We start from the raw sequence: 12,800 nt of genomic DNA on the forward strand, positions 1-12,800 counted from the left end.
CCTAAAATCCGCATGTCTATAGTAAATCATTACCCCCCGTTTTGATTTTGGTGCTTTAAGGATTAAACGTTGCTTTTTTTGTAGGTTTCCGATATCTTTTTAAATGTTGGGGCATACTTCCCCTGTTAAAGTTTTTATACTTTCTCTGTGGAGGTCATTATTTTACGGAGCGTTTTTGTTTTTGCCAGCTAAGTTTTTAAGGGCATATTTCCATAAACCCTGAGGGATACTTGTCTGGAACGTTTTATCCATTTTGATGGCAGGAGGATAAACCTAAAAAGGAATTTTTTAACACGATAGCAAGGCTTTAGTGTTTTGTATTTGGAGGAAAAGCATTCCATGATATGATGGTAAAGGTTGCGGCAGATTGCTGTTAAATATAAAAAAACGGTATTCTTGCCCAAGGCGGAGAAAGGCATCCCGTCCCACCCGAAATCGTTCTTGAGGATATCAAACTGACGCTCCATGTTCCCCCTGTGATTGTAGAGCCGAACCAGTTCGGTGATATGGAGTTCAAGGTTATTGGTGAGTATGGCGCGGTATTGATAAGCATCCCCGGTAAAAGCATCGGTTTGTTTTGTAGGTTTGAACGACCGCTTGACCACCAGTCTGTATTGGACAGGTTTTTCCCCGGCCTTTTTGGCCTGTTGTTCGAATGGGGTCACTAAAACCTGTCCAATTTCCATAACGTTATTATTGGCATCCGATATGGTGTCCCAACTTTCTACTTTTTTGAAATATTTTTCCACATAACTGTTTTTACAGCCAATGTAAAAGTACCTTACCTTTTGTTGCACTAATTTCACAACATCATATTGATAGGAAGCAGCATCGGCCCTGAAGTGGTCAATTTTACGGTCTATATTAGCTTCCAACAAATGGAACAGGCGAGATAATGTATCCCACTGAAAGGACTTTGCGTCACTGTTCCCGTTCCTGTTTTCTATGTAAAGGACCTGGTTCTCATTAATGGTGCAGACCCCGGGTTGATACCCCGGGGCACGCTTATAGGTCATTTTACTATCCTTTTTTTTATTGAAAATGATGGTATTGTCATAATCCACCAGGAGTTCCTTTTGTTTAAAAACACCCAAATGTTTCAATACCTCCATGTTCAATTGCCCCAAGACCGAGTGGGTGCTGTATGTGTGAAGTACAGAACCTCTTTTGGTCTTACATTGGGCAGTGGGTTCGGATAAATTACCTATACGCCGTAGCATCGTGTCGGAACTAGGCATATTCAGGTAAGGATTGCCTTTGAAATGATGTTTAAGATGGGTTTGAAGATCCTCGATACAGTCGCCACCACATAAGTAAATGCTTAGCAATGAATACAAGACATCGCTCCAGGAATATTTGGATTGGGGCGCAAGCTCTGGCAGGTTATTATCCAATAATTTACCTATACCGGATGCCGAGAGATACTCTAAAACAAAATTTAATCCGCCAAAAGCAGAAATAGGTTTACTTTTTTGTATTTTCATCGTGGTATTTTTCTAGCAACACCAATTTAGGTGAAAATACCGAAAACCGCAAACACTTTGCTTATAAAGGTTTGCGGTTGGTTTTATAAAGTATCTTACGGATGTTAGGAACTATCGGGATCGGGACGCGAGGTATTCAAATGAACAAACCTTAGCCCATTTCGATGCAGAGCCCTTCGATATCCCGATATTATTGGGATCAGGACAGGCGTTGAGGAATTAGACCCATTTAATGCGATTAAGACCGCGTTCGTTTGTCCCATTGGTTTGGAGTACCGGAAATAATTACAGTTACCGTTTCCAACAGAACAACACTGTATTTATACTAGAGCAAATGCATTAAAAGAACTATAATTGCAACGTTTACGGGTTTAAAATTGCAGGTTGCAAGTTCCAGGTTGCATAGTCAATGTGGGGTCATCGGACGGGTTCGGAAGGCAGCCCATATATAGCAGAGAGGATGAAAAAGCTACATTAAGACAACCGTGCTATTCCCGGTATGGAAGATAAGGTTTGGGAAAATGCCCATGCCGAGTCTCTCAACGATATTTAAAGAACGAATACATCGATTTTCGAGGGAAAGATATAAGTTTTTGAAAGTAGCAAGAAAAAGGAAAGGCCGGTATGAAACTTGGAACCTGCAACCTGGAACCTGGAACTTGTAACTTGTAACTTGTAACTTATAACTTATAACAAAGAAACAATACCTCCAGCCTTAAAACTCCTCAACGCCGAACTCTAATACTGCTACCGCTACGGATTACCGATCCTCTCCTAATATGACGCGTTTGCCCTAGTATTTATACCTTTATTATTCCCAAGTTCAAAGTTTTCGATTATTTTTGTATTATAAGCCAGGAGTAATTGAAAGAGAGATGCTGAAACAACAGTTACAGTTTAAATTATCGCAGAAACTATCGCCTCAGCAGATACAGCTGATGAAGCTGATACAATTGCCCACACAGGCTTTTGAACAGCGGCTGAAACAGGAGATAGAGGAAAATCCGGCCCTGGAAAGCGGTAAAGAGGAAGAGGCTAGTTATGAGGACGACATAAACGATTCTTATGATGACATTTATGAAGACGGCAATGAAAAAATAGAAGCCGAGGATATTAACGTAGATGAATATCTCAGTGACGATGAAATCCCGGATTACAGGCTGCATGCAAATAACTACAGTTCGGATGATGAAGAAAAGACCGTTCCTTACGCTGCGGGTACTTCTTTTCATCAACACCTGATAAACCAGCTGAACACGTATTCTCTGAACGACAGTCAATGGGACATCGCCGAATTCCTTGTAGGCAGTGTGGATGAAAGCGGCTATCTGCGGCGCTCCGTCGAAGAAATCATGGACGATCTGGCTTTTACTCAGAATATATATACGGACGAAACCACCATTGAAAAAATACTGCAAATAGTACATCATCTGGACCCGGCCGGAGTAGGCGCCAGGGACCTGAAAGAGTGCCTGCTTATCCAATTGCGGAGAAAAGAATCCGCACCTTCGGTAGATCTGGCTATTGACATACTGGAAAAGTCTTTTGAACAGTTTACGAAAAAACACTATAAAAAACTCCTCCAGAGGCATCATATCGAAGAAGAGGAACTCAAAGACGCCATCCACGAAATCGAAAAATTAAATCCGAAGCCCGGGAGTTCCTATTCCGGGAACAACCGTATGGTAGAACACGTCGTGCCTGATTTTGCCATACGTATTGTAGACGGTGAACTGGAACTTTCCCTGAACGGAAGAAATGCTCCGCAACTGCACGTTTCCAAAGAATACAGCAATATGCTTCAGGGTTACAAGGATTCCAAAGAAAAATCCAGGTCACAGAAAGACGCCGTGCAGTTCATCAAACAAAAACTCGATGCGGCAAAATGGTTTATAGACGCCATAAAACAACGCCAGGAAACCCTGTTTGTTACTATGAATGCCATAATGCATTACCAGTCGGAATATTTCCTGACCGGGGATGAGCGCAAACTGAAACCCATGATCCTCAAAGACATTGCGGACAGTATAGGGATGGACGTTTCTACGGTTTCCAGGGTTGCCAACAGCAAATATGCAGATACTCCCTACGGAACCATACTGATCAAGGACTTTTTCTCGGAAGCAATGAAAAACGAGCAGGGTGAAGATGTCTCCACAAGAGAGATCAAAAAAATACTCGAAAACATCATCGAAGAAGAAGATAAAAAAACACCGCTTACGGACGATAAACTAGCTGTACTTCTCAAAGAAAAAGGTTATCCTATTGCACGAAGGACCATAGCTAAATACCGGGAGCAGCTCGATATACCCGTAGCGAGACTGCGAAAACAGATATAAAAAAACAAAAACGGGCACAACCGGGCGCCCCGAGGATCTATGTATTTGTCAAAACTATTCAGCTATCTGCTCCATCCTGTTTTTATGCCATTTGCGGGCACAATGGCTTATTATCTCATATCCCCGGTGTATTTCCCTGACGAAGCCCGTAAAAGCGTTGTAATCCCCGTGCTCATCCTTACCCTGGTCGTCCCGGTAGTACTGTACTTCCTGTTAAAAAACCTCGGATGGGTCCGCTCTCCGGAGTTATCGGAAGTGGAGGAACGCAAAATACCGCTCTACGCCGCCATTCCCATTATTTTTATCATTACCCGGCATATCACACCTACCACTTATTCCGCCGAATTACATTACTTCTTTACAGGAATACTGGTGACCCTGCTTCTCTGCCTGAGCTTAGTACTGTTAAGGATAAAAGCAAGTATCCACATGATGGGTATTACCGGACTAACAACTTTTATTCTCGGACTAAGTCTGCACTACCGCCTGAACATGACTTTTTTACTCGCCTCGCTGATCCTTTTTACCGGCATTGTTGCTTCTTCAAGATTGTATCTGAAAGCACATAACATAAGAGAAATTACTTTAGGAATACTGCTGGGCACCGTACCACAGGCCATTATATTTCCGTACTGGTTATAAGGCATAAAAGATAATGCCCACTTTTAATGAATTCATATCGATGCTCTCCCCGGTTTCCATTGCAGTACCGTCTTTAAAAATATTTTTCAAACCGTAATAAGCATAAAAATTCCAGGTGTTATACCCTACACTGAGATGGAGACCGGCCCGGAACCTGGATATATCCTTATTGGAAAACTTTTTCCGTTCGTCTCCCATAAACTTATAACCGTCGGCAAATACGTACCCCAGCTTTACTCCGGCATATATCCTCCAGAACCTGTATGTGGCTGCCGTAGAGGTACGCCACCGCAACTCTATCGGCATTTCCAGTAAATGTTCATCCATCCTGTTACGGCTGTAATCTACAGAGTCCGGCACTACACGATAATTCATCAGCCCATTCTCTTTCCGCACCTGAAGATTGTGAAAATGGGCATTATAGGCATACCCTATTCCAACCCCAAAAGCGATGTTTCTACGACTGTTAAGGGGCATATCTTTAATTATCCCAAGCTGTATACCCCTGGACAGGTTGTTCTGTTTTACATCGGACGGCCTGTTTAAAAGTATATTATAAGTAACCCCGATATATACCTGATCTTCTTTATACTTATGATCTACCGAAGCACTGTCCGGAACCAGTGTATTCAAGTCCGGATCATCCTGGGCATGTACCCTAGCGGCGCAAAAAAACAGAACCAGCCACACTATGTATAACAAGGCTTTCATACATCTCTATTTTAAACAAATATACTTCATTTACGTATTTTATATCCATCTCTGCCAAAACCATTTCCATAAAAAAACCGGCTCGTAAAATACGGCCGGTTCTCTCAAAATATAAGTTCAAGAAATAAGGATTATTCTAGATTCCTCATTGCATCTCCTTCTTTGGTTGTATAATTTACTTTCAAAGCATTAACTTTCCTCAACTCCTGTTTAATATCGGATACAAGCCCCATATTGGTTTCTATATCCACTTTCAGAGCTGTTGTCATCAAGGGTTGAAGTTCCTGCCTCATTTTGGCTCTTTCCGCCAGAATGTAAGGTGCTACCTCGTCTACACCTGCAAATTTATCGTTCAACTGTATCCTTGCCTGCGAACCGTATTTGGATTGATACCTGGAATGTGGTTTCCCGGCGTATACATATACCACCCTGTCTCTTTTGTCCAGCTTTTGCACCTGGTCTGCAATAGGCAGGGTATTATCTACCATCAGTGAATCATCCTTCATCACGGTAACGGTCATAAAGAAAAACAGTAGCATAAATACGATATCCGGCAGAGACGCGGTGGAAACGGCTGGCAATTCGCCATCTTTCTTCTTTGTGAATTTAGCCATAATAGTATTTTTAATTTTTCTTTGGTTCCGCTTCGGATAAAAACTGCGGATACATTTTCTGTATTCGTTCTACCCTGGGTTTCAGTTTATCCTTCTGATCATCTGAAGTTTTCGGGTCATTATAGGCATCCTGCATTGCCGTAAAATCTGTTTTATACAGACGTTGCGACTCACGATTTCGCAGCACATTGTAAGCAGCTACCAATTCGTTTTGCACAGCGATATACGTACTATACTTGGTTTCCCTGTCGTTCTGAATAGAAATTATCGCTTTTTCCGGGTGCACGGAAGACTTCGGATCTTTAGCCCCCTGACAATAGTCACAAGACTCTCCCTTATCGTTCAATCCTCCACCGTTATCGATAAAATCTACTGCAACTTTACGAAGATCCTCAAGCTTTGTAAGCTGATCGTTAACCATCAACTGGTTACTCTTATTGATAAGCACCTGCAGCAAGTTTCTCTCCTTAATAACAACATCTTCATCTGGCGGCTCCAGAGGTGGGAGCTTACGATCCAGCCCGGAATCCGTCTCAATGGTGGTTGTCACCAGGAAGAAGATAAGGAGCAGGAACGCAATGTCTGCCATGGAACCAGCATTTACTTCCGGTATACTTCTTCTTGCCATAATTACTTCATTAATATTTTTTTCACGCTTGAGGATATCATTGCAACAATTGCAACAACAGCAAGTATGTAAAAGGCTATGAGTCCGCCCCCAACTAATCTGGAGGTTTCGGCAGTAGCCAACACACTACCATCCGACGACATTACTTCGCTTCCGGAAGCCAGCGCATAGCTAACTACCAGAATGACAACGAAAGCCACCAGGGAAATGAGCATTTCTTTCAGTTTGTGGTGCGAAAACAAGCCTTTCACACTGAATATTACCGTAATAAGAACAGCTATTCCGAACAACACATAAGAGACGATAAACATCAGGTTTACGTTCGAATTCGCTGCTGCTTCTTCTACCGGCACATCCCCGCTGGGTAACATAAACCACAGGATGGCGCCGATTATACCAGCAATAATTAATAATATCTTATATATTTTCATAACTACTTTTTAATCCGGTTTTACTTTTTGTGGGCTACCAACAAATCGATAAGTGTAATGGAAGCTTCTTCCATATCATTTACTATACTATCGATTTTAGCAATGATGTAGTTGTAGAATATTTGCAGGATAATTGCCACAATAAGACCAAATACCGTAGTCAAAAGTGCCACCTGGATATCTGCTGCAATCAAAGATGCATCCAATCCTCCGGCCGCACTAATTTTGTCAAATGCCTGGATCATACCGATTACCGTACCCATGAACCCAAGCATCGGGGCTACAGCGATAAACAAAGAAACCCAAGATACGTTCTTTTCCAACTGTCCCATTTGCACTCCTCCGTAAGCCACAACAGCCTTTTCAGCAGCTTCCGCTCCTTCATCAGCTCTTTCCAGCCCCTGGTAAAATATAGAGGCAACGGGTCCTTTTGTGTTTCTGCACACTTCTTTTGCAGCTTCTACTCCACCGGAAGCCAGTGCATCTTCTACCCTGGAAGTAAGTTTTCTGGTATTGGTAGTAGAGAGGTTAAGGAATATGATCCTTTCAATAGCAACTGCAAGTCCGAGAATCAAACACAGCAACACAATTCCCATAAATCCGGCACCACCTTTTATAAAATATTCTTTCAATACCTGATGAAAAGGTTTGCTTTCTTCACTTGAAGCAGCGGCATCGTCTTGAACGAAAGCGGCAGCGTCGTCTACAGGAGCAACTATTTCTGAAATATTTTCAGATACAACAGGAGCAAGATCCTTCGCTTCTGCCGTTGTTGCGTTAAGAGCCATCAATCCGGCAACAGCCAGAACAGAGAATAATCTTTTCATTTCTTTTAAACTTAAATTTTGTTAGTTAATAGGGTTAAAGATATAAAATTTTTACAATTAATGAATTTGTAATAAAGAAGGAGAAACTCTTCCGATTCCATCCTTCCGAGTTCCGTTACCGGAAAACTAATAATTTTTTTAAGAACTATGCAACATTTCCGGTAATTACATTCCATTCAAAAACATATTTGCCGGTTTTTGTGACACAAATGCGTTCGCCAACACATTTGTTAAACTTGCAGAGAGGAAGGGATTCGAACCCTCGATACGCTTGTGACGTATACACACTTTCCAGGCGTGCGCCTTCGACCACTCGGCCACCTCTCTGTTTTAAAGAATTACTTCTTACTTATGATTTTCTTCGGGGTGCCAAATAACGAATTTTTTTTTAGTTGATAAAATTTATCTTGTTATTTTTAATCTAATTCCCCTCTTAAGGGTGTTTCGAACACAGTTTTAAATGCTTTTTTGTTGATTTTACTCCCCAAAAGGTACATAAGCTTAGCAATCGCGGCCTCTGTAGTGATGTTTTTTCCGTTGATAACACCCATTTTCCTAAGGTGTGTACTGGTCTCGTACTTCCCCATCAGCACACTTCCTCCCGAACACTGTGTCACATTGACCATAAATATTCCTTTTTTCACCGCTTTTTCCACTAAGGTCCGAAACCATTCTTCCGTCGGAGCATTCCCTGCGCCATAAGTTTCCATAATAACCGCTTTCAGTCCCGGAGTTTCAAAAATCCGCGAGAGCACGGCTCCGTTTATCCCCGGAAAAAGTCTTATTACCGCTATATTATTGTCCAGCTCTTTATGTACCTGAAGCTTTTTTCTCCTGTTTGGCACCAAAAGATGCTCCTCATTAATTTTAAGATGTACTCCGCTTTCTGCCAGTGGCGGATAATTGAGCGAGGCAAATGCCTCAAAGTGCTCCGCATTTAATTTCGTTGTACGGTTGGCCCTGTACAGTTTATATTCAAAATACAGGCACACTTCGGCTATCTTCGGTTTTCCTTTTTCCCGGAGTGCGGCTATTTGTATAGACGTTATCAGGTTTTCTTTGGCATCGGTACGCAAATCCCCTATAGGTAATTGCGATCCGGTGAGAATTACCGGTTTTGTCAGATTTTCAAGCATAAAACTCAATGCCGCCCCGGTATAACTCATGGTATCGCTGCCGTGCAATACTACAAAACCATCAAAAGCCTCGTAATTATCCTCTATAATCCCGGCTATCTGTTTCCAGTATTCCGGATTCATATTAGAAGAATCGATCGGATCATCGAACGAAACCGTTTTTATATTACAATCGAGATGCGAGAGTTCGGGAATTCTTTTTGACAGTTTATCGAAATTAAAGGCCCGTAACGCTCCGGTTTCATAATCTTTTATCATTCCGATGGTACCTCCCGTGTATATAAGGAGTATATCAGATCTCTTGCCCATAACCGAAAAACCGTTTTGTAATTTCTGCCTCTATATCTTTTGGTGTAAAATAGAACAATCCCACTTCATACGTATAAGAGGTAACGCTCTTTTTTGCCATATATTTCATTGTGTCCTGTAACTGGTAATATTATCGGTCATACACCACCCGGTTGACCACAGGGTTGGCATACATGGAAAGAAAATTCTTCCTGGCCACTTCATTCTCTTTACCCACTCTCCTTTCCAGTCTTCTTTCAAACTGGCGTTTTTCTTTTTCATTATACTTATCCGCAAACTGTTCGGTTCCATGCAACAGGTCGTATGCCAGGTAATTGGTGGGCCACAGGCGATAGTTTTTATGGATCTGCTCGTCGATCCGGTCCGCCAGCATCTGAAACTGCTTGTTCACTGGTTCGCCACTGTTTCGTATCTTATCCAGCTCCGTATCCAGCACCTCCCCTACATGTATACAAATACGCTTCTTTTGTCCCAATGCACCTTTAAGTATGGAGTTAAAGTCTTCGTTACTGGTTTTTACATATTCCATATCGTAATGCCTTGCCAGGAGTTCCGGCATTTTCAAAAGGTCGGTAGGGTCGTATTCATAAGATATGGAAACGGGAGCTATGCGCAGTTTTTTAAAATAATCCATGATCTCCTTTTCATCACCGGCCAGCGCCAGCATCTTCAACACTCCTTGCTGTGTACGGTCATTACCGTCTTTTGTACGTCCTTCTCTCTGGGCGATCCACACAGACCTGTTTTCTTCCTCTAGCAAATGTTTTATATAACCGGAAACTTTCCTGGAACTTTGGAGCATTTCCCGGGGTGTAAGCCCCCTCTGGATAAGAAAATTCCTGACGAGTTTGGACAAGGCCAGCAGAAACGGTTTGTGTACCAGGTTGTCCCCTATTGCCGATGCGGTCATTACCAGGTTGTTTTCCATCAGGGCCACATTGAGCAAAGAAGTATCCATTATTATATCACGGTGATTGGATATAAAAAGATAGGAAGTATCGGGTTTTAATTTTTCAAACCCCGTAGTAAAGAGCCCTTCCGAACTTTTTTCCAGAACATTGCGAACGCTTTGATATATTACTTTTGCCTGGAAGTCACTTACGGAATGGCAGGAATCCAGCACTCCTTCTATTTCTTCCTGCGTCTTGTCCGGGAAAGTAAAATAGAGCAATGCCCGGATCATAGGATGATCCTTGTACTCTTTAAGAGCTCCGTTTACTTCACTGTCCAGATAAGGACGAATTTCTTTATAATTATCCAATGATTAATTCTTTAAATACAGAACAGGACTCCCTCCACAACGACAAGACAATGAAATACAGCGATATCAACTTCATGACAAACAACTGTTCGGAACCGGTAACAAATTTAAGCACATCGGGCAAATGAACAAAAATTTATTGACTTAACCGTCTGAGAGATATTTAAAATTTACATGTCACGGTTTCTAAAGCATTTACTTCAGACTCCAAAAACATCACTTGCGTTCTTCGTGGTAATTTTTGCGATCTCTTCTTCGGAAAGCCCGTAAATATCGCTCAGTTTCCGCAGAACGTTAATAACATACGCACTTTCGTTACGTTTGCCGCGATAAGGCACAGGTGCCAGGTAAGGTGCATCTGTTTCCAGGACGATATTCCGGATATTCACTTCTTCCAGAAAACGATCTATTTTTCCGTTCTTAAAGGTTACCACTCCTCCGACACCCAATTTCATATTATAGGATATCGCACGTTCGGCCTGCTCCCTGTTTCCGGTAAAGCAGTGAAAAATACCAAAGAGCCCCTCTCCTTTTTCTTCTTCCAGTATTTCAAAAACCTCATCAAAGGCATCCCTGCAATGTATAACAATGGGTAACCGGTGCTTTTTGGCAAGCTTTATCTGATACCGAAAGGCTTCCTGTTGTAATTGAAGGTAACTTTTGTCCCAATAGAGGTCCACCCCTATTTCTCCCACTGCGTAAAATTTGTGTGTATGCAGCATATATTCTACATGGGCCAGTTCTTCCTTATAGTTCTCCTTTACATGCGTGGGATGCAGTCCCGTCATCAGGAAAATATGGTCCGGGTAATCTTTTTCCAGTTGCAGCATTCCCTCCGTATACGTGGAGTCTATAGCAGGCACAAAAAAGCGTTTAACCCCCGCATCGAGGGCTCGTTGTATCATCTCGTTGCGATCCTCGTCATAAGCTTCGCTATATAAATGTGTGTGCGTATCTGTTACCATCATGAGGCAAAAATAAAAACATTAAAGCTATCTTTGCACAAATTTTTAAAAAGACCCGTCTCACAACAATAAAGGGAACGGAAAAAAAATCACAGATCGCCCCGTACTTTAAATCGAAAAAACAGCGTATGAAAAGTTTAAAGACTTTCCTCGGCGAAAAAGGATTCGTTAAGGTTCCACTGGTGTTAACCAACACGAATCACTTTGAAATACAAGCCAAGATAAACGGTGTTGAAGGGCGCTTTATACTGGACACCGGGGCGTCCAGCACATGTGTAGGGGTAGATTGTGCCGAACATTTCAACTTAAACACAGAAGATTCACAGATAAAAGCAGCCGGAGCCGGGGCTAACAATATGGAGACACGGATGTCCAAACGGAATATACTTACCATTGGTCCGTGGAGCAAAGACAAGGTAAAGCTGGTGCTGTTCAATCTCTCTCATGTCAACGAAGCCCTGATACAACACGATTCTCTTCCCGTACACGGCATCATTGGTGCGGACATACTGAAAAAGGCCAAAGCCATTATCGATTATGGTAAAAAATGTGTTTATCTCAAGAGTAACCGACACGGCATATAGTTACCGGATAGACAAATAGCAAAAAATAGTTATCTTTGAATTGCCCCTTACTTACTGTACGTTTCCAAGTACCAAACAACTAACATGTCATTACACATAATATGTTTGTGTGGATGGCCTTTAATCAAACTACCCCATGAATACTGTTTTAATGCCAGAGAATAGCACAAAAATCCTCACGGAAACTACGGCTTTGTTAAAAAGGCTCAAGGAGCTCATCGGAATCCGGACCGATGTTGAACTTTCGGAGGTCCTGGGTATAAAACCCAATACACTTTCTACCTGGAAAAAAAGGAACACCCTGGATTATAAAAAGGTACTCACTGCATGTTACAATTATCGCCTGGACATAAACAAACTGTTTTTCAGCCAAAAAGCGCTTTCTCTTTTGGAGACCGATAGCAAAAAAGGCTTTCTGGTGGTTCCCAGGGAAGTGTATTACCCCTATGTAAACAATTTGAGAGATCCGCTTTTTATCAATTCGCTTCCGAGATTTGATTTCCCGTTTATTTCGGGGAAGAAAATCCGGGCATTCCAGATTATCGGTTCCGGTATGTCTCCAAGACTGGAAGACGGTGATTTTGTGGTAGGGGAATACGTAAAAAACACGAATTCCATTGTCAGCGGACATATTTATGTGCTGATAAGTAAAATCAAGGGTATCTTCATCAACCGGGTGGAACCCGATCCCAATTTCCCCGGGTTTCTACACCTTATCAATGATAAAAAACTGATTTCTCCTCAAATGCGAATGGCAACAGACGAGATTGTAGAACTGTGGAAGGTGACCTCGGTATTTTCCCTGGATTTCATAGAAGAAGAACAAAACGACGAAGAAGTACCAGCTCCATAAAAATATAGTATTTCTA

Annotated in this window: 13 protein-coding genes and 1 tRNA gene; 4 read left to right on the forward strand and 10 right to left on the reverse strand. The window is 42.0% G+C overall.

Features of this window, described 5'->3' with window-relative positions; all coding sequences use genetic code 11:
• Nucleotides 1-188: 188 nt before the first annotated feature.
• Nucleotides 189-1,484, reverse strand: coding sequence for an IS1380 family transposase (locus tag ACVBDU_RS13730; protein ID WP_447180304.1), 1,296 nt, complete (start codon nucleotides 1,482-1,484; stop codon nucleotides 189-191).
• Between the two features lie 875 nt (nucleotides 1,485-2,359).
• Here ACVBDU_RS13730 and rpoN point away from each other — a divergent pair.
• Nucleotides 2,360-3,823, forward strand: a complete 1,464-nt coding sequence (gene rpoN, locus ACVBDU_RS13735) for an RNA polymerase factor sigma-54 (RefSeq protein WP_447180305.1) — start codon at nucleotides 2,360-2,362, stop codon at nucleotides 3,821-3,823.
• Nucleotides 3,824-3,868: 45 nt separating this feature from the next.
• Entirely contained in the window at nucleotides 3,869-4,465 is a 597-nt protein-coding gene (locus tag ACVBDU_RS13740; RefSeq protein WP_447180306.1) for a hypothetical protein, read from the forward strand.
• On the opposite strand, the gene ACVBDU_RS13745 is transcribed toward ACVBDU_RS13740, so the two are convergent.
• The 9 genes from ACVBDU_RS13745 to ACVBDU_RS13785 all read right to left on the reverse strand — a co-directional run bounded on the left by ACVBDU_RS13745 (nucleotide 4,460) and on the right by ACVBDU_RS13785 (nucleotide 11,350).
• Nucleotides 4,460-5,176: a porin family protein gene (locus ACVBDU_RS13745; RefSeq protein ID WP_447180307.1), complete on the reverse strand. Its 717-nt coding sequence runs from the start codon at nucleotides 5,174-5,176 to the stop codon at nucleotides 4,460-4,462. The genes ACVBDU_RS13740 and ACVBDU_RS13745 overlap by 6 nt on opposite strands.
• A 131-nt stretch (nucleotides 5,177-5,307) precedes the next feature.
• Nucleotides 5,308-5,790, reverse strand: a complete 483-nt coding sequence (locus ACVBDU_RS13750) for an ExbD/TolR family protein (protein ID WP_447180308.1) — start codon at nucleotides 5,788-5,790, stop codon at nucleotides 5,308-5,310.
• A gap of 10 nt (nucleotides 5,791-5,800) precedes the next feature.
• Entirely contained in the window at nucleotides 5,801-6,418 is a 618-nt protein-coding gene (locus ACVBDU_RS13755; protein WP_447180309.1) for an ExbD/TolR family protein, read from the reverse strand.
• 2 nt (nucleotides 6,419-6,420) lie between these two features.
• Entirely contained in the window at nucleotides 6,421-6,849 is a 429-nt protein-coding gene (locus ACVBDU_RS13760) for a hypothetical protein (protein ID WP_447180310.1), read from the reverse strand.
• A gap of 20 nt (nucleotides 6,850-6,869) precedes the next feature.
• The gene (locus tag ACVBDU_RS13765; RefSeq protein WP_447180311.1) at nucleotides 6,870-7,676 is read right to left on the reverse strand and encodes a MotA/TolQ/ExbB proton channel family protein; all 807 of its coding nucleotides are present in this window, start codon (nucleotides 7,674-7,676) and stop codon (nucleotides 6,870-6,872) included.
• Between the two features lie 239 nt (nucleotides 7,677-7,915).
• A tRNA-Ser gene (locus tag ACVBDU_RS13770) sits at nucleotides 7,916-8,003 on the reverse strand.
• An 89-nt stretch (nucleotides 8,004-8,092) separates the two neighbouring features.
• Nucleotides 8,093-9,121, reverse strand: a complete 1,029-nt coding sequence (locus tag ACVBDU_RS13775) for an asparaginase (protein WP_447180312.1) — start codon at nucleotides 9,119-9,121, stop codon at nucleotides 8,093-8,095.
• A gap of 130 nt (nucleotides 9,122-9,251) precedes the next feature.
• Entirely contained in the window at nucleotides 9,252-10,382 is a 1,131-nt protein-coding gene (locus ACVBDU_RS13780) for a 1-acyl-sn-glycerol-3-phosphate acyltransferase (RefSeq protein WP_447180313.1), read from the reverse strand.
• A 200-nt stretch (nucleotides 10,383-10,582) separates the two neighbouring features.
• Nucleotides 10,583-11,350: a TatD family hydrolase gene (locus ACVBDU_RS13785; protein ID WP_447180314.1), complete on the reverse strand. Its 768-nt coding sequence runs from the start codon at nucleotides 11,348-11,350 to the stop codon at nucleotides 10,583-10,585.
• A 125-nt stretch (nucleotides 11,351-11,475) separates the two neighbouring features.
• Here ACVBDU_RS13785 and ACVBDU_RS13790 point away from each other — a divergent pair, with 125 nt between their 5' ends.
• On the forward strand, nucleotides 11,476-11,931 hold the full coding sequence (locus ACVBDU_RS13790; protein WP_447180315.1) for a retropepsin-like aspartic protease family protein: 456 nt from the start codon (nucleotides 11,476-11,478) through the stop codon (nucleotides 11,929-11,931).
• 136 nt (nucleotides 11,932-12,067) lie between these two features.
• Nucleotides 12,068-12,784, forward strand: coding sequence for a LexA family transcriptional regulator (locus ACVBDU_RS13795; RefSeq protein WP_447180316.1), 717 nt, complete (start codon nucleotides 12,068-12,070; stop codon nucleotides 12,782-12,784).
• The last annotated feature ends 16 nt before the right edge of the window (nucleotides 12,785-12,800 follow it).

This window comes from Sinomicrobium endophyticum (assembly GCF_052983315.1).